The 25793-nt window shown below is 69.3% G+C and carries 23 protein-coding genes; 9 read left to right on the forward strand and 14 right to left on the reverse strand.

Annotated features, from left to right (window positions below):
• The first annotated feature begins 172 nt into the window (after positions 1 to 172).
• Both STVA_RS11865 and STVA_RS11870 read left to right on the forward strand, forming a co-directional pair.
• Positions 173 to 1483, forward strand: coding sequence for an NAD(P)/FAD-dependent oxidoreductase (locus tag STVA_RS11865; protein ID WP_123688157.1), 1311 nt, complete (start codon positions 173 to 175; stop codon positions 1481 to 1483).
• A 23-nt stretch (positions 1484 to 1506) separates the two neighbouring features.
• Positions 1507 to 2610 carry a M14 family metallopeptidase gene (locus STVA_RS11870; RefSeq protein ID WP_123688158.1) on the forward strand — a complete coding sequence of 368 codons (1104 nt, stop codon included), beginning with the start codon at positions 1507 to 1509 and terminating at the stop codon, positions 2608 to 2610.
• Positions 2611 to 2650: 40 nt separating this feature from the next.
• On the opposite strand, the gene STVA_RS11875 is transcribed toward STVA_RS11870, so the two are convergent.
• Positions 2651 to 3703, reverse strand: coding sequence for a TauD/TfdA dioxygenase family protein (locus tag STVA_RS11875; protein WP_123688159.1), 1053 nt, complete (start codon positions 3701 to 3703; stop codon positions 2651 to 2653).
• A 143-nt stretch (positions 3704 to 3846) separates the two neighbouring features.
• Between STVA_RS11875 and queA the strand changes: the two genes are divergently transcribed.
• The 4 genes from queA to queG are packed head-to-tail and all read left to right on the forward strand — an operon-like array spanning position 3847 to position 7532.
• The gene (queA, locus tag STVA_RS11880) at positions 3847 to 4902 is read left to right on the forward strand and encodes a tRNA preQ1(34) S-adenosylmethionine ribosyltransferase-isomerase QueA (RefSeq protein ID WP_123688160.1); all 1056 of its coding nucleotides are present in this window, start codon (positions 3847 to 3849) and stop codon (positions 4900 to 4902) included.
• The gene (gene tgt / locus STVA_RS11885) at positions 4899 to 6050 is read left to right on the forward strand and encodes a tRNA guanosine(34) transglycosylase Tgt (protein ID WP_123688161.1); all 1152 of its coding nucleotides are present in this window, start codon (positions 4899 to 4901) and stop codon (positions 6048 to 6050) included. The genes queA and tgt overlap by 4 nt, the downstream gene beginning before the upstream one ends.
• On the forward strand, positions 6047 to 6499 hold the full coding sequence (queF, locus tag STVA_RS28120; protein ID WP_123688162.1) for a preQ(1) synthase: 453 nt from the start codon (positions 6047 to 6049) through the stop codon (positions 6497 to 6499). The genes tgt and queF overlap by 4 nt, the downstream gene beginning before the upstream one ends.
• Entirely contained in the window at positions 6483 to 7532 is a 1050-nt protein-coding gene (queG, locus tag STVA_RS11895) for a tRNA epoxyqueuosine(34) reductase QueG (RefSeq protein WP_123688791.1), read from the forward strand. Before queF ends, queG begins: the two co-directional genes overlap by 17 nt.
• Positions 7533 to 7578: 46 nt before the next feature.
• Here queG and STVA_RS11900 read toward each other — a convergent pair whose 3' ends face one another.
• From STVA_RS11900 to STVA_RS11915, 4 genes are read right to left on the reverse strand one after another with little or no spacing between them, the layout of a single operon-like run.
• Entirely contained in the window at positions 7579 to 8595 is a 1017-nt protein-coding gene (locus STVA_RS11900) for an SMP-30/gluconolactonase/LRE family protein (protein WP_123688163.1), read from the reverse strand.
• 56 nt (positions 8596 to 8651) lie between these two features.
• Positions 8652 to 9935, reverse strand: coding sequence for a TRAP transporter large permease (locus STVA_RS11905; protein ID WP_123688164.1), 1284 nt, complete (start codon positions 9933 to 9935; stop codon positions 8652 to 8654).
• Positions 9936 to 9940: 5 nt separating this feature from the next.
• The gene (locus tag STVA_RS11910) at positions 9941 to 10513 is read right to left on the reverse strand and encodes a TRAP transporter small permease (protein ID WP_197735854.1); all 573 of its coding nucleotides are present in this window, start codon (positions 10511 to 10513) and stop codon (positions 9941 to 9943) included.
• A 26-nt stretch (positions 10514 to 10539) separates the two neighbouring features.
• Entirely contained in the window at positions 10540 to 11544 is a 1005-nt protein-coding gene (locus STVA_RS11915) for a TRAP transporter substrate-binding protein (protein WP_123688166.1), read from the reverse strand.
• A gap of 122 nt (positions 11545 to 11666) precedes the next feature.
• Here STVA_RS11915 and STVA_RS11920 point away from each other — a divergent pair, with 122 nt between their 5' ends.
• Together STVA_RS11920 and STVA_RS11925 are read left to right on the forward strand one after the other, a co-directional pair.
• The gene (locus tag STVA_RS11920; RefSeq protein WP_123688167.1) at positions 11667 to 12671 is read left to right on the forward strand and encodes an NAD(P)-dependent oxidoreductase; all 1005 of its coding nucleotides are present in this window, start codon (positions 11667 to 11669) and stop codon (positions 12669 to 12671) included.
• Complete coding sequence (locus STVA_RS11925; protein WP_245978166.1) at positions 12668 to 13702, forward strand: Gfo/Idh/MocA family protein; 1035 nt, start codon at positions 12668 to 12670, stop codon at positions 13700 to 13702. Before STVA_RS11920 ends, STVA_RS11925 begins: the two co-directional genes overlap by 4 nt.
• Before the next feature lie 45 nt (positions 13703 to 13747).
• On the opposite strand, the gene STVA_RS11930 is transcribed toward STVA_RS11925, so the two are convergent.
• The 5 genes from STVA_RS11930 to STVA_RS11950 form a co-directional block, all read right to left on the reverse strand.
• The gene (locus STVA_RS11930; RefSeq protein ID WP_245978168.1) at positions 13748 to 14224 is read right to left on the reverse strand and encodes a copper chaperone PCu(A)C; all 477 of its coding nucleotides are present in this window, start codon (positions 14222 to 14224) and stop codon (positions 13748 to 13750) included.
• Positions 14221 to 14571, reverse strand: a complete 351-nt coding sequence (locus STVA_RS11935) for a hypothetical protein (RefSeq protein ID WP_123688168.1) — start codon at positions 14569 to 14571, stop codon at positions 14221 to 14223. The genes STVA_RS11930 and STVA_RS11935 overlap by 4 nt, the downstream gene beginning before the upstream one ends.
• Positions 14572 to 14580: 9 nt before the next feature.
• On the reverse strand, positions 14581 to 16593 hold the full coding sequence (locus STVA_RS11940) for a TonB-dependent receptor family protein (protein WP_197735855.1): 2013 nt from the start codon (positions 16591 to 16593) through the stop codon (positions 14581 to 14583).
• 121 nt (positions 16594 to 16714) lie between these two features.
• Positions 16715 to 17269 (reverse strand): YcnI family copper-binding membrane protein, encoded by a 555-nt coding sequence (locus STVA_RS11945; RefSeq protein ID WP_123688170.1) that lies wholly within the window; start codon positions 17267 to 17269, stop codon positions 16715 to 16717.
• A gap of 72 nt (positions 17270 to 17341) precedes the next feature.
• On the reverse strand, positions 17342 to 17770 hold the full coding sequence (locus STVA_RS11950; RefSeq protein ID WP_123688171.1) for a DUF2946 family protein: 429 nt from the start codon (positions 17768 to 17770) through the stop codon (positions 17342 to 17344).
• Positions 17771 to 17874: 104 nt separating this feature from the next.
• Between STVA_RS11950 and STVA_RS11955 the strand changes: the two genes are divergently transcribed.
• Complete coding sequence (locus STVA_RS11955) at positions 17875 to 19578, forward strand: ATP-binding protein (RefSeq protein ID WP_170216308.1); 1704 nt, start codon at positions 17875 to 17877, stop codon at positions 19576 to 19578.
• Here STVA_RS11955 and STVA_RS11960 read toward each other — a convergent pair.
• From STVA_RS11960 to STVA_RS11975, 4 genes are read right to left on the reverse strand one after another with little or no spacing between them, the layout of a single operon-like run.
• Positions 19575 to 20798, reverse strand: a complete 1224-nt coding sequence (locus STVA_RS11960; protein WP_123688173.1) for a threonine ammonia-lyase — start codon at positions 20796 to 20798, stop codon at positions 19575 to 19577. The two genes, STVA_RS11955 and STVA_RS11960, sit on opposite strands and share 4 nt — an antisense overlap.
• Positions 20795 to 23080 (reverse strand): penicillin acylase family protein, encoded by a 2286-nt coding sequence (locus tag STVA_RS11965; RefSeq protein WP_123688174.1) that lies wholly within the window; start codon positions 23078 to 23080, stop codon positions 20795 to 20797. The genes STVA_RS11960 and STVA_RS11965 overlap by 4 nt, the downstream gene beginning before the upstream one ends.
• Before the next feature lie 17 nt (positions 23081 to 23097).
• Positions 23098 to 24597: an aldehyde dehydrogenase family protein gene (locus STVA_RS11970; RefSeq protein WP_123688175.1), complete on the reverse strand. Its 1500-nt coding sequence runs from the start codon at positions 24595 to 24597 to the stop codon at positions 23098 to 23100.
• Positions 24598 to 24621: 24 nt separating this feature from the next.
• Entirely contained in the window at positions 24622 to 25776 is a 1155-nt protein-coding gene (locus STVA_RS11975) for a CaiB/BaiF CoA transferase family protein (protein ID WP_123688176.1), read from the reverse strand.
• Positions 25777 to 25793 lie beyond the last annotated feature (17 nt).

The raw sequence follows: 25793 nt of genomic DNA on the forward strand, positions 1-25793 counted from the left end.
GGATCGGGCCGGCAGCCGCCGGGGGGATCCGCGTACCGCCGCAGGCGGGCGCCGCCGGGAGACGCCCGGCCGAACATCCCATCGCCGGCCAGCCGCCCGCCAGTGGTTCGGCCGCGCCGACCCGCATCTAGAGACCGAACGTCCAGCCGTCGCTTCGACAGGAGCCGAGACCATGGCCGCCCACCCGTTGTTCGCCGACGGCTTCAAGACCACGCCCTATTGGTGGGAGGCCGCCACGCCCGCCCGCTTCGATGCGCCCTTGCCCGACGAGACCGACGTGGTGGTGATCGGCGGCGGCTATGCCGGCCTCAACTGCGCGCTGACGCTGGCCCGCGCCGGCACGCGCGTGGTCGTGGTCGACGCGGCCGAGATCGGCTGGGGTGCCAGCTCGCGCAATGGCGGCATGGTGTCGGGCGGCATGAAGGTGTCTGACCCCAAGATAGAGAAGCTGTACGGCGCGGAGGTCGCCAACGGCATCCGCGAGGACGGCTGGAGCTCCTTCACCCATATCGAGGACCTGATCCGGCGCGAGGGGATCGACTGCGACTATGTCCGCTCCGGCCGCTTCGTCGGTGCCCACACGCCGCGCGACTATGCCGCCATGGAGGCGCGCGCGCCCAAGCTGCGCGCGGCCACGGGGGCCGTGGTCGAGATGGTGCCGCGCGCGCGCCAGCACGAGCAGATCGGCTCCGACTACTATTACGGCGGCATGGTGGTGGAGGGAACGGGCGCCCTGCACCCGGCCAAGTATGTCCGCGCGCTGGCCGGGAAGGTGGCCGAGGCCGGGGCAACACTCTGCTCGCATGCGCGCGTCGAAGGGATCGTGCGTGAGGAGGGGGGCTTCGTCGTCAAGTCCACCCGCGGCACCATCCACGCGCGCGAGGTGATGGCGGCCACCAACGGCTATACCGGCCCGGTCACGCCCTGGCTGCGTCGCCGCCTGATCCCGGTCGGCAGCTACATCATCGCGACCGAGCCGCTGCCGCCCGAGGTGACGGCCAAGCTGTCGCCCAAGGGCCGCATGTTCTCCGACAGCAAGAAGGTGCTGTATTACTTCCGCCTGTCGCCGGACGGCACGCGCGTGCTGTTCGGTGGCCGTGCCAGCTTCCGCCAGACCACGCCCGAGCTGGCGGCCCCCGTGCTGCACCGCTTCATGACGGGCGTCTGGCCCGAGCTGGCGCAGACGAAGATCACCCATAGCTGGACCGGCAACGTCGCCTTCACCTTCGACATGGTGCCGCACATGGGCGTGCATGACGGGGTCCACTACGCCATGGGCTGCCAGGGCAGCGGCGTCGCCATGGCCAGCTATCTCGGCAACCAGGTCGCCCTCAAGATCCTGGGGCGGACCAACCGGCAATGTGCCTTCGACGGCCTGCCGTTCCCGACCCGGCCGCTCTATCGCGGCAATCCGTGGTTCCTGCCGATCGTCGGTTCCTGGTATCGCCTGTCCGACGGGATCGCCCGCTGGCGCGCCCGATAAAACCAAAAGAGGTCCCTGCCGATATGGACGTGTTGCAGTCGATGACGGAGAGCTTTGCCGTCGATTACGCCGATGCGCGGCGCAAGTTCGCCGCCGCCGTGAAGGCCCATGGCGGGCGCATGCGCAGCTACGCCAACCCCAACCGCGGCCCGCGCGGCGAAGAGCTGGCGACCGACACCGCCTGGTTCGGGGCCGAGGATGCGCCGACCGTGATGGTCGCGATCTCCGGCACGCACGGGGCCGAGGGCTTCTGCGGGTCGGGCTGCCAGGTCGACTGGCTGGCGTCGGGCGCGCTGGCTTCCGTGCCGGCCGGCGTCGCGGTGCTGCTGGTCCACGCCATCAACCCGCACGGCTTCGCCTGGATCCGCCGCGTGACCGAGGAAGGCTGCGACCTCAACCGCAACTACATCGACTTCACCCAGCCGCTGCCCGAGAACCCCGGCTACGACGAGCTGGCCGACGCCTACATCCCGGCCGACCTGTCCGGCCCCGTGTTCGAGGCGGCCGAGGCCCGCGTGCGCGCCTATCGCGAGACGCATGGCGTCCATGCCGCCTCGGTCGCGCGCTCGGGCGGGCAGTATCGCCATGCCGGCGGCCTCTTCTATGGCGGCAGCGGGCCGACCTGGTCACGCCGCACGATCGAGGCGATCGCGGCCGACGAGAAGCTGGCCGACCGCCGGCTGGTCGCCGTCGTCGATTACCACACCGGCCTCGGCCCGTATGGCTATGGCGAGCTGATCTGCGACCACACGGTCGACAGCATCAACGTCCGCCGGGCCAAGGAATGGTGGGGCGAGTCCGTCACCGAGCCGCAGCTTGGCACGTCCTCCTCGGTCGCCAAGCACGGCCTGGGCGAGATCGGCTGGGAGCGGATGCTGGGCGACCGGGTGTCCTTCATCGCGCTCGAGTACGGCACCTTCACGCCGGAATCGGGCCGCATCGCGCTGCGCGACGATCATTGGCTGCACAATCGCGGGCCCTTCGACTGGGACGCCGCCGAGACGCAGCGGATCAAGGCGGCCCTGCGCCGCCAGTTCTATCCCGACACCGACGAGTGGCGGGAAATGGTCCTGTGGCGCTCGCGCATGGTGATGCGCCAGGGCATCGAGGCGCTGGCGCGGAGCTGAAACCGAAAAGGGGGCGCCGCTGTGGCGCCCCCGTCGATCTTCAGGCCGGCTCGGCCTCGCGCTGGGGAATCCAGCTCCGGCGCTCGCCGGCATATTCCGGCCCCGGATTGCCGCGCACGGTCGTGCGCCACATCAGCCGCTGGTGCCGGTCGGCGTCGAACCAGGTCGCCGCATGCACCAGGCAGCGGTTGTCCCAGATGATCATGTCGCCGTCGTCCCAGTCCTGGGCATAGGTGAATTGCGGCTGGGTCAGGTGGGACATCAGTTCGCGGATGAGGCCGCCGCCTTCGCCGTCTGGTCCCGGCTCCATGCCGACGACCGGCCCGTTGATCCAGTCGAGCTGCCCTTCCTCGCAGAGATAGAGCGACGGCTTGCCGGTGACGGGGTGGATGCGCACCAGCGGCTGGCGCTGCGGCTGCTCGTGCGGGGCCAGTGGCTTGGGCGTCTTGCCGGCGCGGATGGCATCGGGCGACCGGCCGCTGCCGGGCATGACATGCAGCCCGTCCAGGTGGGCGATCCGCGCCTTGGTCGCGGCCGGCAAGGCCTCGTAGGCGCCGGCGCAGTTGGCGAACAGGGTCTGTCCCTGGCCCTTGGGCACGGCGATGGCGGCGAAGAAGAGCGAGATGTCCGGCGGCGGCCGGCGATAGCTCTGGTCGGTGTGCCAGCCACGGCGATGGGGATATTGCATCGGCAACCCGCCATCAGCCGTGCGCGGCGGGTTGGGCAGCGGCGGCGGCGGCTTGCTGGCCGGCGGCATGTTGGAGACGACCAGGATCTCCGGCACCGTCTCATGCACCTTGGTGGGCTCGGTCAGGGTCTCGTGATAGTTCTCGACCTCCTCGCCGAAGAGCCGGCTGAGGCGGACCAGCAGCGCCGGGTCCTGGGCCATGCCATGCAGGCCGGGGACCAGCAGCAGCCCCTCATATTCCGCAAGCGCGGCCGGAATGGCGTGGGGCTCGGCCTCGGCCGCAGCGATCAGGGCACGGGTGTAGTCGGGCCCGGCCGGCGCCCGCAGGCGCAGGAGACCGCCGAACGGGGAGTTGGGGAGGGGGGTTACGTCGAAGCCGCCGCTCATGGCGCGCGCCCTTTCCATCGCTGGCTGCGATTGAGGTTGGAGCGAAGGGGATGGTCGCGCCAGATTGCGGGACGGGCCGGCGAATCTCAAGGCCGTCCGACCGTCCGCGGCATCGAGGATGCTCGCCTATCGCGCGGCACCCGCCTATATCTGCCGCACCCATGCCATCCGACATTGCCATCGCCGACCTGCTGACGGCCGACTTCGACTTCGATCTGCCGGCCGACCGCATCGCCCAGGCGCCGGCGCGCCCGCGCGACGCGGCCCGGCTGCTGGCGATCGGCAGCACGTTGGCCGACCATGGCGTGCGCGACCTGCCGCGCCTGCTGAGGCCGTGCGACCTGCTGGTGTCCAACGATACGCGCGTGATTCCGGCGCGCCTGACCGGGCAGCGCGGGGCAGCCGCCGTCGAGGTGACGCTGCACCTGCAACAGGCGCCGGACCGCTGGCGCGTCTTCGCCCGCCCGGCCAAGCGGCTGCGGCCGGGGGATGAGGTTGTGTTCGCCGCCGACTTGTCGGCCGAGGTGATCGACAAGGGCGATGGGGGCGAGGTCGGCCTGCATTTCAATGTCGGCGGGGCCGATCTGCTGGCGGCCCTGGAGCGCCACGGGCGAATGCCGCTGCCGCCCTACATCCGCGGCGGGGCGGAGGGCGAGGGCGACCGGGCCGATTACCAGACCCTGTTCGCCCGGCGCGAGGGCGCGGTCGCGGCCCCCACCGCCGGCCTGCACTTCACGCCAGACCTGCTGGAGGCACTCGACGCCGCCGGCATCGCGCGCACGGTGGTGACGCTGCATGTCGGCGCCGGCACCTTCCTGCCGGTGAAGGCGGACCGCGCCCGCGACCATCGCATGCATGCCGAATGGGGCGAGGTCGGGCAGGAGACCGTCGATGCCATCGCTGCCTGCCGCGCCCGCGGCGGCCGGGTCGTCGCCGTCGGCACCACCTCGCTGCGGCTGCTGGAAACGGCGGCGGCCGGCGGCGGCCTGGTCCGCCCGTTCTCCGGCACGACGGACATCTTCATCCTGCCCGGCCACCGCTTCCAGGTCGTCGATCTGCTCATGACCAACTTCCACCTGCCGCGCTCCACCCTCTTCATGCTGGTCTCGGCGCTGGCCGGGCTGGAGCGGATGAAGACCGCCTATACCCACGCCATCGGGTCGGGATACCGCTTCTATTCCTATGGCGATGCCTGCCTGATCGAGCGCGCGGCATGACGGGCCTGTCCTTCGCCCTGCTGGCAACGGACGGTGCCGCCCGGCGCGGCCGGATCTCGACCGCCCACGGCACGGTCGAGACGCCGGCCTTCATGCCGGTCGGCACCGCCGGCACCGTCAAGGCGATGACCGCCGACGCGGTGCGCAGCACCGGGGCCGAGATCGTGCTGGGCAACACCTATCACCTGATGCTGCGGCCGGGGGCCGAGCGCGTCGGGCGGCTGGGCGGCCTGCACCGCTTCATGGGCTGGCAAGGGCCGATCCTGACCGATTCCGGCGGTTTCCAGGTGATGTCGCTGGCCGGCCTGCGCAAGATCGACGAGAACGGCGTCACCTTCCGCTCGCACATCGACGGCAGCGCCCACGCCCTGACGCCGGAACGCTCGATCCAGATTCAGCACCTGCTGGATGCCGACATCACCATGGCCTTCGACGAGTGCACGCCCTTCCCGGCGACGGAGGAGCAGGCGGCGGCCTCCATGCGGCTCTCCATGCGCTGGGCCGCGCGCAGCCGCGACGCCTTCGTCGAGCGCCCGGGCTATGGCCTCTTCGGCATCGTCCAGGGCAGCACCTTCCGCGACCTGCGGGCGGAATCGGCGGCCGCCCTGCAGGAGATCGGCTTCCACGGCTACGCCATCGGCGGGCTGGCGGTAGGCGAGGGGCAGGCGGCCATGTTCGAGACGGTGGGCTTCACCACGCCCATGCTGCCGGCCGACCGGCCGCGCTACCTGATGGGGGTGGGCCGGCCCGAGGACATCGTCGGCGCCGTCCAGCGCGGGATCGACATGTTCGACTGCGTCATGCCGACCCGCTCGGGCCGCACGGCGCAGGGCTTCACCCGCCACGGCACCGTCAACATCCGCAACGCCCGCCATGCCGAGGACCCGCGTCCGCTCGACGCCGCCTGCGGCTGTCCCGCCTGCTGCGACCATTCGCGGGCCTATCTGCACCACCTCTTCAAGGCCAACGAGATCCTGGGGTCGATGCTGCTGACCTGGCACAACATCCAATACTACCAGGACCTGATGGCCGGCCTGCGCCAGGCCATTGCCGACGGCCGGCTCGACGCCCATGTCGGGGAATTGCAGCAGGGCTGGGTCGCGGGCGACATCGCGGCCCTTCCACCATCCAGCACGGACGCACCATGACGGAGCAACTGACCCAACTCGGGCAGATGACCGCCCTGCCGGCCTCGCCCGAGGCGGCACGGCTGGAACGGGTCGGCAACCCCCATGCCGACCTCGGCTACTGCGTGCGCTTCACGGCGCCCGAGTTCACCTCCCTCTGCCCGATCACCGGCCAGCCGGACTTCGCGCACCTCGTCATCGACTACATCCCCGGCGACTGGATCGTCGAGAGCAAGTCGCTGAAGCTCTATCTCGGCTCGTTCCGTAACCACGGCGCCTTCCATGAGGGCTGCACGCTCGACATCGCGCGCCGCCTGGTGGCGGAGATCGCGCCGCGCTGGCTGCGCATCGGCGGCTACTGGTATCCGCGCGGCGGCATGCCGATCGACGTGTTCTACCAGACAGGGTCGGCGCCGGAGGGCGTGTGGATCCCGCCCCAGGACGTGGCACCCTATCGCGGCCGCGGCTGACATCAGGGGCGCCATCCGCGACCGGGCGCTGGCGATCGGCTTCGACGCCGTCGGCTTCGCGCCGGCCGCCCTCGACGCGCGCGTGGCCGGCTGGCTGGCGGAGTTCCTGGCCGCCGGCCGCCACGGCGACATGGGCTGGCTGGCGGCCAAGGCGGCATGGCGCGGCGACCCGCGCGCGCTCTGGCCGGACGCCCGCACGGTCATCGCGCTGGGCCTCTCCTACGCCCCGGCCGAGGACCCGATGCGCCTCTTGGCCCATCCCGACCGCGGCATCGTCTCGGTCTATGCCCAGGGCCGCGACTACCACGACGTGGTGAAGCGCAAGCTGAAGGAGCTGGCGCGCTGGCTCCATGCGTCGCAGGGCTGCGAGGTGAAGGTCTTCGTCGACACGGCCGCGGTGATGGAAAAGCCGCTGGCCGCCCGCGCCGGCATCGGCTGGCAGGGCAAGCACACCAACCTGGTGTCGCGCGATCACGGCTCGTGGCTGTTTCTCGGCATGGTCTACACCACGCTGGAACTGCCGCCAGACGCGGGCGAGGGCGACCATTGCGGCTCCTGCCGGCGCTGCCTCGACGCCTGCCCGACGGATGCCTTCCCGGCGCCCTACCAGCTCGACGCGCGGCGCTGCATCTCCTACCTGACGATCGAGCATGCCGGCCCGGTCGACCCCGCGCTGCGGCCGAAGCTCGGCAACCGCATCTATGGCTGCGACGACTGCCTGGCTGTCTGTCCCTGGAACAAGTTCGCCGCCATGTCGGCCGAGCCCGACTTCCTGCCGCGCGCCGAACTGACCGCGCCGCGCCTGGCGGACCTGGCACGGCTGGACGATGCCGGGTTCCGCACGGTCTTTTCCGGCTCGCCGGTCAAGCGCATCGGCCGCAACCGCTTCGTGCGCAACGTGCTCTATGCCCTGGGCAACAGCGGCGACCCGGCCCGGGTCGCCGACGCCCAGGCGCTGCTGGGCGACGACGACCCGGTGGTCCGCGACGCGGCGGGGTGGGCGGTGGAGGAGTTGCTATCGAGATCGTCATAGCGTCCTTCGACCGGCCCGCAGCACCGGCGGACCACCGAGGCGCTTGTCAGCCGCCCTTCACCCCTTGCGTGTTGACGTAGAGCGAATAGATCGACTTGCTGGCCACCATGAACAGGCGGTTGCGCTTCACCCCACCGAAGCAGAGGTTGGCGCAGCGTTCGGGCAGGTTGATCTTGCCGATCGGCTTGGCGTCGGGGGTGAAGACCATCACCCCGTCATGGCCCTCGCCCATGCCCCAGCCCATCCACAGGTTGCCGTCGACGTCGCAGCGCAAGCCATCGGGCGTGCCGGATGGACCGCTGTCCATGAACTTGCGGCCGTTCGACAGCTTGGTGCCGCCGTCGGTCACGTCGAAGACATGGACCACGCGCGGCACCACGCCGGACTCGATGATGTAGAGCTTGCTCTCGTCGGGAGAGAAGCAGAGGCCGTTCGGGCGGTTGATGGCGCCCGTCGCCACCGTGATCTGCCCGCTCTTGCCGTCGACGCGATAGACGTTGGTCGGCAGTTCGGGCGTCGCCGTCGTGCCTTCGTAGTGGCCGAGGATGCCGAAGGGCGGATCGGTGAACCAGATCGAATCGTCGGACTTCACGACCACGTCGTTGGGGGAGTTCAGGCGCTTGCCGTCGAACTTGTCGGCGATGACGGTGATGGTGCCGTCATACTCGGTGCGGGTGACGCGGCGGCTGTCATGCTCGCAGGTGACGAGCCGGCCCTGGCGATCGCGGGTATTGCCGTTGGAGTTGTTGGAGGGCGAGCGGAAGGTGCTGACGCGGCCCGTCACCTCGTCCCAGCGCATGATCTTGTTGTTGGGGATGTCGCTCCACAGCAGGTAGCGGCCATCCCCGAACCAGACCGGCCCCTCGGACCAGCGAAACCCCGTCGCCAGCCGCTCCACCCCGGCCAGGCCCAGCCGATACTTGTTGAAGGCGGGGTCCAGCACCTCGACCAGCGGGTCGGGGTAGCGGCGCTCGGGCTGCCACTGGGCGAAGGCGGCGGGCGCGGCGGCGGCGACCGCGGTGGCCGCCGTCGCCCCCAGGAAGCTTCTTCTCGTGCCGATCATGGTCGTCCCCTCCAGTTCTTGGTGGGCGCTTTGCCGGCCCCGGCGCCCTTTCGGGGTCAAAACTTCACGAGGCTTGGAATGAAGAGGGATATCTCCGGGACATAGGTCACGAGCCCCAGGACGACGAGCATCGCCACGTAGAACGGCCAGATCTCGCGCGTGACCTGTTCGATCGTCACCTTGCCGATGGCGCAGCCGACGAACATCGTCGCCCCGACCGGCGGCGTGATCAGGCCGATGCCGAGATTTACCAGCATCACCATGCCGAAATGCACCGGATCGACGCCGAAACTCTTCACCACCGGCAGGAGGATAGGCGTGCAGATCAGCAGAAGCGGTGCCAGGTCCATCAGGCAGCCGAGTACCAGCAGCATGATGTTGATGAGGAAGAGGATGACGTATTTGTTGTCCGACAGCGTCAGGAAGAAAGCCGTCACCTGCGCCGGCAACTGCATCAAGGCCATGATGTAGCCGAAGGAGGAGGCAAACCCGATCAGGATCATCACCATCGCCACCGTCTTCACGACGCGATGGATGAGCTTGGGCAACTCCCGCCAGTGGTAGTCGCGATAGACGAACATCGTGACCAGGAAGGCGTAGATGCAGGCGACTGCCGCAGATTCTGTGGCGGTGAAGACGCCGGACAGGATGCCGCCCAGAATGATGACCATCGTCAGGAGGCCGTAGAATGCCTCGACCACGACGCGGAGCGCCTGGCGCAGCGGCACCGGCTCGCCCTTGGGATAGCCCCGACGCCGGGCGATGAAAATGCAGAGGCCGATCAGCGACAGGCCCAGCAGCAATCCCGGCAGGAAGCCCGCCAGGAAAAGGTGGGCGATGGAGACGGTGCCACCGGCGGCCAGCGAATAGATCACCGCATTGTGGCTGGGCGGAATGAGGATCGCCTGCACCGACCCGGCGATCGTGACATTGGTGGCGAACACGCGCGGGTATCCCGCCCGGACCATCTGCGGGATCATGACCGAGCCGATCGACGAGGTGTCGGCGACCGAAGATCCGGAGATGCAGCCGAAGAAGCTGGACGCCAGGATGTTGACGAGCGCCAGGCCGCCGCGGATGAATCCGACGAACACGTTGGCCAGTGCGACCAGTCGGCGCGCCATGCCGCCCTCGGCCATGATCGCGCCGGCCAGGACGAAGAAGGGGATCGCCAGGAGCGAGAAATTGCGGACCCCATCCGAGATCTTGAGCATCACCGCTTCCCACGGGATGTCGATCCAGAGCGCTCCCACCAGTGCTGCCGCCCCCAGGGCATAGGCGACCGGCAGGCCGATGGCGATGAGGGCGAAGAGGCTGCCGAGCAGAACCAGCGCATCCATGGCGGTCAGTCCTTCTCGATCGCGGAATCGTTGTAGACGATGGAGCCGTGCGGCGGCGGCCCGATCCACATGCGCTCGATGATGAAGAGCAATGTGAGCGCGCTACCCAGCGGCAGCGGCAGGTAGGTGATCCCGGTCGAGAGGAATGGAAACTCCGCGATGACCTGGTGCCAGGTCGTGACGCACAGTTCCAGTCCATAGACGACCATGAAGAGGCTGAGCGCAGCCAGCAGCAGGTCGACCAGGATGGCCAGCATGCGCCGGATCGGCGGCGGCATAGCGCCTGCGATCATGTCGACGGCGATATGCGAGTTCGCGCGGTAGCAGGCGGCTGCACCCAGAAAAGTGAACAGCACCATCAGCAGGATGGCCATCGGCTCGGGCCAGGCCGAGCCGCGGTTCAGCACGTAGCGGGTGAACACGCCCCAGGGCACGACCAGAGTGATGACCACGACGCTCGCCCCGGCCAGGCCGATGCAGGCGAGATAGAGCGCGTCCATCGCGCGGCGATAGGCGTCCTGCATCGGCGTTCGATCCATCGGGCAGAGTTCGGCAAAGGGCACAGGGGGGGCGACCATGCGCGGTCGCCCCACGGCCGCGAAGGCTACTGGACCGCCTGGATCCGCTTCACCAGGGCCGAGTACTTGCCGCCATACTTCTCCCAGACCGGCTTGACCGCGTCCTGGAAAGGCTTCTTGTCGGCGAACGTGATGATCTCGATGCCGGACGCCTTCATCTTGGCGACCGATTCCTCTTCCATCTTGTACCAAAGCTCGCGCTGCTCAGTCTGCGCCTCGCGCGACACTTTCCGCAAGAGCGCCTGGTCCTCCTTCGACAAGGTGTCCCATGTCCGCTTCGAGAAAACGAAAATCTCCGGGATGATCAGGTGCTCGGTCATCGAGAAATACTTGGCGACCTGATAGTGGTTCTGGACGATGTAGGTCGGTGGGTTGTTTTCGGCTCCATCGACGACGCCCGTCTGCATGGCGCTATAGAGTTCGTTGAACCCCATGGCGATCCCGTTGCCGCCCAGCGCATTCATGGTGTCGACGAAGATGGGGTTACCCATCATGCGGATCTTCAAGCCTTTGAGATCCTCCGTCGTCCGGATCGGGCGCTTGCTGTTGTAGACGTTGCGCGAGCCGGCATTCATCCAGCCAAGCGCGATCAGCCGGGTCTGCGGGTTCTCGCTGATCTTGGCCAGCAGCTCGGTGCCGATCTCGCCATCGATGACCGCTTCCATGTGCTTGGAATCACGGAACACGAACGGCATGTTGAAGACGTTCAGCTCGTCGACGATCGTGCCGACCGGGCCGACGCTGATGCGGGCGATCTGCAGGGCGCCGATCTGCGCCTGCTCGATCATCTCCTTCTCGCCGCCGAGCTGCATCGATGGGAACATCTGGATGCTGAGGCGGCCGTTGGTCGCGGCCTCCAGCTTCTTGCCCATGCGGACGATCGCCTCGACCGTGGGATAGCCCAGGGGGTGGACGTCGCTCGCCTTCAGGACGAGCTTCTGCTGGGCCAGGGCGGGGCTGCCGGCGCCAGCCACGCCGAGCGAAATTGCAACCGACGCCGCGGCTGCCAGAACGAGCCGTGAAATATGCATGAAGGTCTCCTCCCGATGCCGCTTCGTGGATGGCGGCACTCGATGGGAAGACGCTAGCATGGCCCCCGATTGGCAACAATCGGCCCACAACGAAACGTGGTGCCGGCGAGGTATCAGGGCGAATGGCAACGATCTTTCTCACCCATCCGGAGAGCACGCGGCGGCTTTTCTACCGCGAGGCGGCCGTCGACGGGCTGCGCCAGCTCGGCACCCTGCGGCTGAACCCGCATGACCGGCCGCTGACCATGGCCGAACTGGCCGAGATGGCGGCCGACTCCGACGTCGTCGTGTCCGATCCGCGCACGCCGGGCGAGGGCGCGTTGTTCGACGCCATGCCGGGTCTGGTCGCCTTCGTCCGCTGCGCGGTCGACATCCGCAATGTCGACGTGGCCGGGGCCAGTCGCAACGGCGTGCTGGTCACGCGTGCCGGCCCGGGCTTCGGCCCGGCGGTGGCGGAATGGATCGTCGGCGCCATGATCGGCCTGGCGCGCGGCACGGTCGAGTACGCCGTCGCCTACCGCACCGGCGGCGACCTGACCCATCGAATGGGGCGCGAGATCCGCGGCAGCACGGTCGGCATCATCGGCTACGGCACCATCGCAAAGCGGGTGTGCCGCCTGCTGGCGCCGTTCGAGGCGCGCATCCTGGTCCACGACCCCTATGCCACGGTCGACGACCCGGCCATCACCCAGGTGGACCTGGCCACCCTGGTGGCCGAGGCGGATTTCCTGGTGCCGCTGGCCGTCGCCACGCCCGAGACCGAGAACCTGGTCGGGGCGGAACTGCTTGCGGCGATGAAGCCGACCGCGCTGCTGGTGAACGCATCGCGCGGCAACCTGATGGACGAGGCCGCGGTCGCCGCCGCCCTGGACGGCGGACGGATTGCCGGGCTGGCCATGGATGTCGGCCGTGCCGAGGGCCAGATGCCCATGCCGGACCTGGCCCGGCGCCCGGGCGTGCTGGCCACCCCGCATATCGGCGGCCTGACGCCGGAAGCGAGCGCCTACCAGGCCATGGAGACGGTGCGCCAGGTGGCGGACATCGTCCGCGGCATCGCCCCGCCCGGCGCGGTGAATGCGGCCGACGCGACCCGGCTGGTCCGGCTCGGCAACGGGGGCGGCGCGTGACGCAGCCCTTCGGCGTCGCCATCGTCGGCCTCGGCATGGCGGTGAAGCCGCATGCCCTGGCGCTGGCCGACCTCGCCGAAGCGGTGACCGTCCATCATGCCTGGAGCCCGTCGCCCGACCGGCGGGCGGCATTCCATGCGGCCTATGGCCTGCCGGTCACCGAGCGGCTGGAAACGGTGCTGGAAGACGCGCGGGTCGAGGCCGTTCTGCTGTTGACGCCACCCGACACCCATCTCGATCTCGTGCGACGGGCCATCGCCGCCGGCAAGCATGTGCTGCTGGAAAAGCCGCTGGAGGCCGATCCGGCGCGGGCCGATCTGCTGGTGGCGGAATGCGCCGCGGCCGGGCGGACGCTGGGGCTCGTCCTGCAGCATCGCTTCCGCCCATCGGCGGAGCGGCTGCGGGCGCTGCTCGATGGCGGGGCGCTCGGCACCGTCGTCGGCGCCGGCGCCGTCATTCGTCTTTGGCGGCCGCAGGATTATTACGACCAGCCCGGCCGGGGCCGGCTGGCACGCGACGGCGGCGGCGTGCTGCTGACCCAGGGCATCCACACCCTGGACCTGTTGCTGGCCATGGCCGGCGCCGTCGACCAGGTGGCGGGGTTCGCCACCACCTCTGCCGTGCACCGGATGGAGACCGAGGACCTTGTGGCCGGTGCTGTCCGCTTCGCATCGGGCGCGCTCGGCACCATCGACGCCACCACGGCTGCCTTTCCGGGCCAGGCCGAGAAGATAGAGATCATCGGCACGCACGGCACCGCCACCCTGGCCGGCACCGCGCTCGAAGTCCGCTGGCAGGACGGACGCCTGGAGGCGATGGCCGCGGACGCCACGCCTGGGGGAACGGGCGCTGATCCGATGGCTTTCCCGCATGACTATCACCGCGCGCTCATCCTCGATTTCGTCGACGCGGTGCGCGGCGGCCGGCCACCCCGCGCCGACGGCCGGGCCGCGCTGGCCGTGCACGACCTGATCGCCGCACTCCTGGCCGCGGCATCGTCCGGCAAGGTGGTGCCGGTGCGCCGACGGTAGGCGGGGAAGAGGGGACGGACCCGCCCCCTCCGTCCCTTTCGTCCGTTAGTGCTTCATGGGGCCGCCATGGCCGCCGGGCTGGCCCACGGCCACGTCGGCCGTCAGCCGTCCGGCCTTCTCGAAGACCAGTTCCAAGGGAAAGCGGTCGCCGGCCTTCAGGGGCGCCTTCAACCCGATCAGCATGATGTGGAAGCCGCCTGGCTCCAGCCGCGTGGTCGAGCCGGCGGCGATGTCGATGCCGGCCACCGGCCGCATGCGCATGACATCGCCGTCCTTCACCACCGTGTGCAGCTCGACCGCGTCGGCGACCGGCGCCGCGGCCGACAGCAGCCGGTCTGCCGCGGCCGCCGGGTTGCGCAGGGTGACATAGGCAGCCCCGGTCTTGGCGCCACCGGCCGTGGGCCGCGCCCAGGGCTGCACGATCTCGATGGCGGTTGCTGCTGTGGCCGGGGCCTGCGCCAGCGCGGGCATGCCGGCGCCGGCCAGCATGGCCAGCGCCAGGATGGTGGAGCGGCCCTTCATCGCGCGCTCCCCACCGGGCTGATGGCCGGACCGAGCGCCGCCAGCGTGCGGGCCTCCAGGCGGCCGATATCGCGCGCCAGTCGGACGAACGACAAGGCGCCGACCTCGAACTCGCCGTCGCGACAGGCGTTACGGGCATCCTCCAGGCGGCTCCGCAACGCCGCCGTTGCCTCCGGCGGCTGCTTCACCGCCGACAGCATCGTCGAGAGCTCTTCCAGCGGCACCCGGCACAGCTCGGCCAGTTGCTCGTTCATCGCCTCGGGCTCGCAGGCGAGCGCGGCCGGCGCCCCGGCCTGGAGCGCCAGGGCGAGGCACGCCGTCAATCTAAGGGCCTTATTCATGGTCATCCTCCAGTGCTACCAGCGCAGGCGCAGTCCGCCATAGGCGGCGATGCCGGTGCCGGGTTCGAACAGGGGCGAGTTGGGATTGGCCACCGCGGCCACACTGCTGCTGGCGATGTACTTGGTATCGAGCAGGTTGCGCGCGTCCAGGAACAACGAGACATGCTCGTTGAAGTCGTAGCCCGCCCGGAAGCCGAGCAGGGCGTAGGATTCCGTCTTCAGCGAGTTGGCATTGTCGACATAGTAGGCTTGCGGCACCCATTCGACGTTCGGTCCGAAATAGAACCCGTCCGGGCTGCGGTACAGCAGCTCGGCCCGCAGGTAATGGCGCGGCGCGCCCGGCAGCTTGTTGTCGCCCCAGTCGCGGTCGCCATCGAAGCGGAAGTCGCTGAAGGTGTAGGCGGCGTTCACCCACAGCCGGTCGGCCTCCGACAGCAGGCCCTTGGCGACGGCGACGCCACCGCCGGCCTCGATGCCCTGGTGGATCGTGCGGTCGGCATTGGTGACCTGGAAGTTGCCGCCGCCCAGGTCGAAGAACTGGAACTCGTTCTTCAGGTTCATGCGATAGAGAGCGAGGTCCCAGCTATAGTCGGGCCGCCGGCCGCGCGTGCCGATCTCGAAGGTCGTCGCGCGCTGCGCCTTGGTGTCGGCCAGCACCGTGTTGGTGAAGTTCAGCTCGCCGAAGGTCGGTGCCTCGCCGCTGCGGGACACGTTGGCGAAGACCTGCCAGCCCGGATCGACTTGCCACAGCAGCCCCAGCTTGGGATTGAGGAAGTCGTAGGTATTGTCGCCCGACGTGTCGGTGGCGTCCTGGAAGCGGTCGACGCGCTTGCGCTTGGCCTGGACGTACTGGGCGCCCGCCACCACCGAGACGTCGCGGACGACCTCGAAGGAATCCTCGGCATAGACGCTGGTCGTCAGCGACTTGTCCTTGGAGGCCGAGAGGAGGTTGCCCTTCCGCCCGCCGGGCAGGTTCACATACTGCTTGTTGTCGACCGAGCCGAAGGCGACGTTCGTGCCGACCGTCAGACGGTTGCGCCGGCCACCAATCTCGCGCTCGTCGACCACCCGGGCGAAGGCGCCGAAGTCCCGGTAGTCGTAGTCGAGATACTGGAAGATCGGGTGGATAAGGGCCTTGTCGACCGCATAGCCTCCCACCTCCAGCTTGGTGTTGCCCAGCTTCAGCGTCGTCTTGTTGGCGACGCGCAGGGATTCCATGTTGCGCTGGTAGTTCTGCAGCAGGTTGCCGGCAGCGGCCTTCCGCGGATCGTTCAGCGCCGAATCGCGGGTCACCGAACCGGGGATGTACTGCTTCAGGTCGACGGCGTTGAAGTAGAAGCGGGTCTCCAGGTCCGGCGTGATCCGCCAGCCGACATTGCCCGACGCGCGCTTCGATTCGCCGTTGCTGTGGTCGCGGAAGCCGTCCTGGGCCTGCCAGGAGCCGGTGACATAGCCATCCACCACGCCGTTGTTGCCGCCCGTGCTGCCTTGCAGCCGGCGGAACCCGAAGCTGCCGATATCGGCGCGGCCGTCGAACAGGTCGGCGTCATACCCCGTCGGCGAGACGAAGTTGATGGCGCCGCCGACATAGTTTGAGCCATAGCGCAGCGCGTTGGCGCCCTTGTAGACCTCCGTGTAGCGGAAGGCCGTCGGGTCCAGCTCCTGGAAGTCGCTGCTGCCGTCCGACGCGTTGACCGGCACGCCGTCCTGGAGGATGGCGACGCCGCGCATATGGAAATTGCGCGACAGGCCGGACCCGCGGATCGACAGGCGCGAATCCTCGCCCCATTTGGGCTGCACGAAAACGCCCGGCGTATAGTCCAGCACGTCCTTCAGGGTCGTGGCGGGGGTTTCGCGCCAGGCCTTGTCGGACACGACGGACACGGCACCCGGCGTCTGCTCGATCGCCCGGCGGGCGCCTTCGGTGTCGGGGACCGTCAGGCTGGCGCCGGGCGCGGCGCCCTGGACCGTGACGGGCGAAAGTTGAACGGGAGATTGGGCTACAGCCGCGGTGGAAAGGGCCGTCAAGGCGGCGGTTCCCAGCGCGAGCAGGGGGCCGCGTGGCCGGTGGTCGTTCATGGTTTCAATGCCTTTATATAGGGGTCGCCCGGCCGTGGCCGGCGCCCGCCTCTTGGTCCGTCAGGGTCTGCTAGCGCGGCAGCAGCATCAGCCCCGGCGCAGGTTCCTTCAGTTCGCCTGGGCGCTGGCCTGGCGCGGGCATTTCGACCCAACGGTGCTCGCCGGTCTGGCAACGCTGCACGACGGGGAACCGCAGGGTCTCGCCCGGCCGGTTGGGCAGGCGGACGCTGATGGCGAACTCGTCGAAGTGCGCGTCATCGAGAGGCCCGCCGGTCCACGTCACGTGCGCGACCCGGTCCGTTACCAGGACGCCATGGCCATCGCGAAATGGCTCGGCCAGCTTTTCCTTGGTCGTGGCGACCTGCCAGCCGGCCTTGGGCTGCGGCTTGCCGCCGCCGACCCCATCCGGCAGTCCCACGGACACTTCGACGGTGGGTGAGCCCTTGCAGCCATGGCCGATTCGCACGACCAGCTTGTGGTAGCTGCCGGCCGTCGCCGTCGCTGTATCGAGCACCGCATGGGCGCGTGCCTGTGGTGCGGTGGCAAGTGCGGCCAGGACCAGGATGGCGCCAAGCACCGGGGCAGCACGCCTAGCGTGCGGCCGGGATATGATCTGGGTGGACATTGTTCAACTCCTGAAACGTAACGCAGAACGACTGCGGCCCGGCCGGACACGGTCGGGGCAGTGCTACGAAGTTCAGGAATTGATGGGCGGGCCGCGCGCCGATTGCGGTTGTCGCGGGCGGCTGATCGCCAGTACGTCGGGCGGCGGCACCGCCCAGGCAAACATGCGTCCGGCCGGCGCCGCCGGAACCGCGATTTCCGCCGGCGGTGCGACCGCTGGCGTGAAGGCGATGACGCAATGCCAGCCGCCATCCATCGCCTGGCCGGCCGGTGCACCGTCATTCTCGCTGGTGCCGGGCTCTGCCAGGCGAAGCCCGTCGATCGTGCAGATGGGCAGCAGGCGACCGAGGGCCGCGGTTGCCGTGCCGTCGCCCAGGCGCACCGGGCCCAGCATCGGCACCAGCATCTGCAGCACGACGGCCCAGACAAGCAGGCCCGCGAGCCAGGCGCGCTTTGCAGCACCCTGGGTTTCGCTCTTGTCTCTGGCCGGTTCGCGCACCATCGTTCAGCAGCCTAGTGCGGTCGCCGCCGGCTGGGCAATACACCAGCTTGTCACGGGGAGGAAATGGGGGCCTTGGCGATGGATTCCATCTGGCGGCAATGGCGATGACCGGGCCGGCGCTGCCCGATTTCGTGCTGCGCGGCGAGTTGGCCGCGCTCGTGCACCGGTTCGACTGGGAGCGGACGAGCCTCGGCGCGCGCGCCGCGTGGGCGCCGGAGCTGCGCGCCACGGTGGATATCGTCCTGGCGTCCCCGGTCCCGATCGTGATGCTGTGCGGCACCGACGGCGTGATGATCTACAACGATGCCTATTCCGCCTTCGCCGGCGGTCGGCACCCGGGCCTCCTGGGTATGCCGGTACTCGACGGCTGGCCCGAGGTCGCGGATTTCAATCGCCGCGTCATGGATGTCGGGCTGCGCGGCGGCACGCTCTCCTTTCGCGACCAGCATCTCATCCTGCACCGCCACGGCGTGCCGGAAGATGTGTGGATGGACCTCAACTACAGCCCCATCCGCGATGCCGCCGGCCAGCCGTCCGGCGTGCTGGCGATCGTCGTCGAGACGACGGAGCGCATCGTGGCCGAGCGCCGACGCCGGGAAGCCGAGGAGGCGCTGCGCCTGCTGAACGCCAACCTGGAACAGATCGTCGGCGAGCGGACCCAGGCCCTGCGCCAGGCCGAGGAGCAACTCCACCATGCCCAGCGGATGGAAGCGGTGGGCCAGCTCACCGGCGGCATCGCGCATGATTTCAACAACCTGCTGCAGGCGCTGTCGGCCTGCCTGACCATGATCGGGCGGCGCAGCGCCGAGCCCGCGGTCGTCCCGCTGGTGGAGGCCGGGCAGCAGGCCGTCGCCCGCGGCGGGCGGCTGACGCAGCAACTGATGGCCTTCGCGCGGCACCAGACCCTGCGGCCGGAACCGTTCGACGTGCGCGACCGGCTGGCAGGCATGGCCGGCCTGATCGAGCGCGCGCTGCGTGCCGACATCTCGGTCGGCATGCAGCCGCGCCCGGGCCTGTGGCCGGTCGAAGCCGACCCGACGCAGTTCGAACTGGCCCTGCTGAACCTGGTCGTCAATGCCAGGGATGCCATGGCTGGGCGGGGGGAGCTGGTCATCGAGGCGGAGAACTGCCGCCTGGACGGTTCCGACATCGACGGTCTCTGCGGCGATTTCGTGCGGGTTGCGGTGCGCGACGATGGCTCGGGCATGCCGCCCGAGATTCTGGCCCGCGTCTTCGAGCCATTCTTCACCACCAAGGCGGTCGGCAAAGGGTCGGGCCTCGGCCTGTCGCAAGTCTATGGCTTCTGTCGCCAGTCGGGCGGCGTGGCGCGGATCGAAAGCGCGATCGGCCAGGGCACGACGGTGGCTATGATCCTGCCGCGGGCCGCCCGGCCGGCAATGGCCGCCGTCGATCCGCCGGCAATCCAGGCCGCCGTTACCGGCGGCGCCCGGCTGCTGCTGGTCGAAGACGATCCGCTGGTGGCCAGCCTGGTGGCGTCGACCCTGGGCGACCTCGGTTATGCCGTGGCGCTCGCGGCGTCGGGCGAGGAGGCCCTCGCGCGGCTGCAAGCCGGCCTGACGATCGATTTGCTCTTCAGCGACATGGTTATGCCGGGCGCCATCAGCGGCGCCGACCTGGCGCGCGAGGCGATCGCCCTGCGGCCGGGCATGCCGGTCCTGCTGGCAACGGGCTACAGCGAGGAGTTGGCCGAGCTCTCCGGCCTGCGGGTACTGGCCAAGCCCTACCGCATCGACGACCTGACGGCGGCCATCGAACAGGCTCTGGCGGGACGGCCCGCAGCGGCCTAACTGCCGGCGTTGGTGTAGGTCATCTGCCGGGTCGGGAAGCCGGCCGCGGTCAGGGCGGCGGCCAGCAGGTCGGCGTGGCGGAAATTGCGGATCTCTACCACCGCGTCGACCTCGGCGCGCTTCACCGGCACGTCGAAGAACAGGCGCTGGTGGTAGATCTCGACGATGTTGCCCCCGGAATCGGCGACCAGGCGGGCCACCTGCGACAGCGCCCCCGGTGCGTCGTTCAACTCGATGCGCAGGCGGATGAGCCGGCCTTCGCGTACCAGGCCGCGCATCAGGATCGAGGCCAGCAGTCGGTCGTCGATGTTGCCGCCGCCGATGACGATGGCGACCCGCCGGCCGCGGAAGCGGTCCGGATTGGCCAGCAAGGCGGCCACCGGCGCCGCACCCGCGCCCTCGGTGACCAGCTTCTGCTCCTCGATCAGCCGGTGCACGGCGCGCTCGATGGAAGCCTCGTCCACCAGCAGGATGTCTTCCAGCAGGCCGGCCAGGATGCGCGCGGGCAACTGGCCGGGCTCGGCCACGGCGATGCCCTCGGCCAGCGTGTCGCCACCCGCGGTGATGGCTTGGCCTGCCAGCGTCTGCCGCATCGCCGGGAACAGTGCGGTCTGCACGCCCCAGATCCGCGTCCGCGGGCTGAGCGCGCGGATGGCCGTGGCCGTGCCGGCGATCAGCCCGCCGCCGCCGATCGGCACGATGACGTCGTCCAGCCGCTCCACCTGGCGGGCGATCTCCAGGCCCACGGTGCCCTGGCCCGCCACCACCATCGGGTCGTCATAGGGATGCACGAAGGTCAGGCGGTCGCGCTCTGCCACCTCCCAGGCATAGGCGCGCGCCTCGGCCAGGGTGCGCCCGTGCAGCAGGACGCGGGCGCCGTAGCCCTCGGTCCGCTCGATCTTGGTGAATGGCGTCGCCTCCGGCATGACGATGGTGGCCGGGATGCCGAGGCGGGTGGCATGGCAGGCCACGCCCTGGGCATGGTTGCCGGCGGACATGGCAATGACGCCGGCGGCGGCCGCCTCGGGCGTCAGCGTCAGCAGGCGCGCCAGCGCCCCGCGCTCCTTGAAGGAGCCCGTCGCCTGCACCGTCTCCAGCTTCAGAAAGACCTCGGCGCCGCTCGCCTGGGACAGGCGCGGGGCCGGGATGCAGGGCGTTTCGGGGATGGTCCCGGCGATCAGGGCGGCGGCGCTGCGGATGTCCGCCAGCGTCACCGTCATTGCGGCACCAGGCGCAGGGTGCGCCCCTCGGGCGGGGTTCCGGCCCAGGCGGGCAGGGGCAGCCAATCGAAATCCCGCCAAGGCACGACGAGGTCCAGGAAATTGCGCGACAGCGGGTTGCCCGACTGACCGGCGGCGATCATGAACCACGAGCGGTCGAGATCGGACAGGTCGAAGACGGCGCGGAAGCCGGCCCCGTGCACATTGCGGAACGGGGTGGCTTCCTGGTTGATGCGCATGTTGCCTCGATTGATGGTGTCGCTGCCGCCGTCGGTCGCGACCTCTGCCGAGAAGAGCCGGCCCAGCAGGGGCACGTCGCCCAGGTAGGGTGGCGAGAAGCGGACGGTGTGGGCGGCCCCCCACTGCCAGCGCGACAGGTCGGCGCCGTGGCGCGCCGACAGGAAGTCGATGGCACGCTCGAGCGCGGCGGTCGCCTGGTCGCCACAGGTCTCGACCCGGTCATGGGTCACCTGGTCGTCGCACCAGGACGGGTCGGCGGTCAGGATGTGCTGGATCAGGCCCGGGCGCAGGTCCCAGAACTCCTCGAACAGGTCGCCCAGCTCGTCGGCCAGGATCGTGCGCACCAGCTCGCGCATCCAGGCCGTGAAGATCAGCGGCTCGGGGCGCAGGCGGTCCATCGTGCCGTCCCAGGCCACCAACCGGTCGAGCGCCGCGCCAGTGCGCGCGTTCCGCTGCACCGTCGGGGCCAGCAGCGGGATCAGCGCCCGGGCCGACATGGAGACGGAGTCGGCCATGATGGCGGCACTGGTGTCGACGCGGTGGCGGCCGGGCTCGGCCAGCCGGTCGGCCAGGCGCTGGATGCGATAGGGGGCATCCCACTCGCGGGTGATCAGGAACGGATAGTCGGCGCCGACGACGCGGTTGTTGGCGTTGGCGATCACCTCGTACGGCTTGCCGGCGCGCTGCGGCAGGCGGTCGAACGGAATGAAGGCCGGCCAGCGGTTGCGGGCGGTCCAACCCTCGGCCGGCATCCAGCCGTCGCCACCGTCGCGGATGGGGATGTTTCCGGCCGTGACCATGCCAAACTCGCCCTCGCGGTCGGCGAAATGGATGTTCTGGGGCGGGCCGCCGAACAGTTGCAGGGCCTCGCGGAAGGCGGCCGCGGTGCCGGCACGCATCATCGCGTGGAAGGACTGGGCGGTGCGGTCGCCGGGCAGCAGCCAGGTCGCCTGCAGCGCCACCACCTGGCCATCGGCCGGCGCGGTGATCGCGCTGGAGACATCCGAGATGACGGGCCCATGCCGCGTCGTCCGCACGCGGAGCGGGATCGGCCTGCCGCCGCGCACGCGGATCGTCTCTTCCCGGACGGCGAACGGCAGCGGGCCGTCGGGGCTGTCATAGTGGTCGGGCCGGTCGCTCGTCACCCGTTCGAGCACGAGGTCGGAGACGTCGGCATTGGTCGTGGTCATGCCCCAGGCGACGCGGCCATTGTGCCCGAGCACATGGAAGGGCGTTCCGGGAAAGGCGCCGCCGGCCACCGTGAAGCCGGGTGCCTCGATGCGCGAGAGGTGCCAGATGCCCGGCAGGCGCAGGCCCAGATGGGGGTCGTTGGCGAGGATCGGCTTGCCGCCGATCGTGCGCGCGCCGCCGACGATCCAGGCGTTCGATGCCCCCTCGGTCGTGCTGGGGCCCCCGGCGTCCGGCCACAGCGCATCGACCCGGTCCTGGGTGAGCCGCGTGCGCAGCCGGGCGCGCAACGCCTCGGCGCGGTAGTTGCCGGAGAGTTGCAGGGCCATCAGCTTGCCCCAGGCGACGCTGTCGGCGGCCGTCCACGGCTCCGGCCGGTGGCGCAGCAGCACGAACTCCGGTGGCGGCATCTGGCTGGCGGAGTTGATGTAGGTGTTTATCCCAGCGGCATAAGAGTCGAATATAATTCGAGTTTTGGCGTCCAGGGTCGGCACGATGTCCTGTGCCAGCCGGTGGATGCCCAGCGTCCGCATCAGGCGGTCGGTCTCCACCCCGTCGGCGCCGATCACCTCGGCCAGGCGGCCCTGGGCGACGCGGCGCTGCAGTTCCATCTGGGCGAAGCGATCCTGGGCGTGGGCCAGGCCCAGGGCGAAGTAGGCGTCGGGCACGTTGGCCGCGGTAATGCGCACCAGCCCGTGGGCGTCGCGGGCGATCTGCGCGCGCGCGCCCAGGCCGGCTGCGCGGATCTCGCCGCTCGTCGGCGGCAACGATGTCCACAGGTAGAGGAAGCCGCCTGCCACGAGGCAGACGGCCGCCGCCAGCAGCAGCGCGAGGGCACGCCGGATCAGTCGCATGCGTCCCTCCCGCCGTCCTAGAGCATGTTGATGATCACGGTCTTCTTGTGGGTGAAGTGCTCGAGCATCGCCTCGAGCGAGGCTTCCTTGCCGAGGCCGGACTGCTTCACGCCGCCATAGGAGATGTTGGGCTGGACGACCAGGTTCTGGTTCACCTGGACGATGCCGGCCTCCAGGCGGCGCGACGCGTCGAGCGCGGTGCGGAGGTCCCTGGTCCAGATCGTCGCGGCCAATCCGTATTCCGAATCATTGGCTTGCTCGATGACCTGCTCGTAGTCGTCGAACTTGATGATGCAGGCGACAGGGCCGAAGATTTCCTCACGCGCGATGCGGGAGTCGTTGTCCACGCCGGTGAAGATCACCGGCTGCACGAACAGGCCCTTCGCCAGCTTCGGGTCGGTCGGCATGGCAGAGCAGAGATTCGCTTTTGAACCAGCCAGTTCGGTCCCGATCTTGATGTAGGACTTCACCTTGTCGAACTGCTGGTGCGAGATGATCGTGCCGATGTCGGTCTTCTCGTCGAGCGGGTCGCCCATGACCATGGCGTCGACCTTGGCCTTCAGCTTGCCGACGAACTCGTCGTGGATGCTGGAATGAACGAAGATGCGGCTGGCGGCCGTGCAGCTCTGTCCCTGGCGGGTGAATCGCATGCCGGTGACGGCGCCGCCCACGGCCCGGTCGACATCGGCATCGCCCATGACGATCATCGGGCTCTTGCCGCCTAGCTCCAGCGTCACCGGGATCAGCTTGTCGGCCGCCGCGCGGTAGACGATCTTGCCGGTCTCGACCGAGCCGGTGAAGGTGATCTTCCCGACCTTGGGATGGGTGACGAGCGGGGCGCCGCATTCCGGCCCGAAGCCCGACAGGATGTTGAAGACGCCGGGCGGCAGCACCTCGTTCATGATCTGGCAGGCGCGCAGCACGGCCAGCGGTGCTTCCTCGGCCGACTTCACCACGACGGCGTTGCCGGCGACCATGGCGGGCGCGATCTTCAGCGCCATCAGCATCATGGGCACGTTCCAGGGGATGATCGCACCGACCACGCCGATCGGCTCCCGCAGGGTGAGCGACAGCATGTCGGGGTTGAAGGGGACCGTCTCGCCCTTCAACTCGCCGCCAAGGCCGCCATAGAACACGAAGGCATCGGCCAGGACCGAGGCCTCGACGCGGCTTTCGGTGCGCAGCGCCTTGCCGGTCTCCAGCGCGATCAGCCGGCCCAGTTCCTCGACATGCAGCGTCAGGCGGCGGCCGCATTCGGCGACCAGCCGGCCGCGCTCGCGCGACGGCAGGCGGGCCCAGGCCTTCTGCGCCTTCACCGACGACGCCACGGCGGCATCGACGTCGGCCGCCTCGCCATAGGCGGCCTGGGAGACTTCCTCGCCGGTGGCGGGGTTGACCACCGGAAAGGTCTTGCCGGCGGCAGCCGGGACGAGGGCACCGTCGATGAGGTTGCGGCCGGCCAGCGACTTGGCCAGCGCGAACGGGTCGAGCTGGGGCGAAAGTTCGTTCTTCTGCATAGAATCCTCAGACAGAAAGCGTGATCAGGCGCGGCCGAGCGCCTTCAGAATGGCGTCGCGGTTGCCGTCGAGCACCGGGGCCGGATCGCGAGTGGTGGGATCCTCGAAACCCCAGATCTTGATCGGATTGCCGACGACCGGCATCGAGCCCATCTCCGGGTCGGTGACGGTGACCAGCATGTTGCGCGCCGCAGCTTGCGGAAATTCAATGGCTTGCTGGACGTTGTTGATAGGTCCGGCAGGAACGCCGACCTTGTCCAGAACCGCCATCCAATGGGCCGTGTCGGCTTTGGTCAGCGTCTCCTCGAGCTGCGCCTTCAGCACGTCGACATGCTGGTTGCGCAGGTCGTTGGTCAGGTAGCGGGCATCGGTGGCCAGTTCCGGCCGGCCCAGCCCGTCGCACAGCTTGCGATAGAGGGCGTCGTTGCCAGCCGCGATGATGACATGGCCGTCCTGGGTCGTGAAGACCTCGAATGGCGTGATCGACGGGTGGCGGGCGCCGAGCGGGCCGGGCGGCTTGCCCGAGACGAAGAAGCGCATGATCGCGTTTTCCAGCAGGGCCAGCTGGCAGTCGAACATGGCCACGTCGACCTTGCGGCCCTCGCCGGTGGCCGCGCGATGGAAGAGGGCGGAGACAACGCCGATCGTGGTGTAGAGCCCGGCGCCGATGTCGCCGATCGAGGTACCGATGCGCGTCGGCGGGCTGCCCTCATGGCCGGTCACGCTCATGATCCCGCCCATGCCCTGGACGACCATGTCGTAGGCGGGGCGCTTGGATTCCGGCCCCGTATGGCCAAAGCCCGAAGCCGAGGCATAGATCAGCTTGGGATAGCGGGCGTGCAGCACGTCCCAGCCATAGCCCAGCTTCTCCATGGTGCCGGGCCGGAAGTTCTCGACCACGACGTCGGCGATGCCGAGCAGGTCCTCGAAGACGGCGCGGTCGGCGTCGTTCTTCAGGTCGAGCGCGATCGATTCCTTGCCACGGTTGACCGACTGGAAGTAAGCGGACTTGCCGTTGACGAAGGGGCCGTAGTGGCGGGCGTCGTCGCCGCGCTCGGGGGGCTCGACCTTGATCACCCGCGCGCCCAGCTCGGTCATGAGCATGGTGCAGTAGGGTCCGGCCAGTATGCGGGACAGGTCGACGACCGTGACGCCGCTGAGCGGGCCTGCAGCGGTCATGCCGCGTTCTCCTCATT

Source organism: Stella humosa (assembly GCF_006738645.1).
Classification (GTDB): domain Bacteria; phylum Pseudomonadota; class Alphaproteobacteria; order ATCC43930; family Allostellaceae; genus Allostella; species Allostella humosa.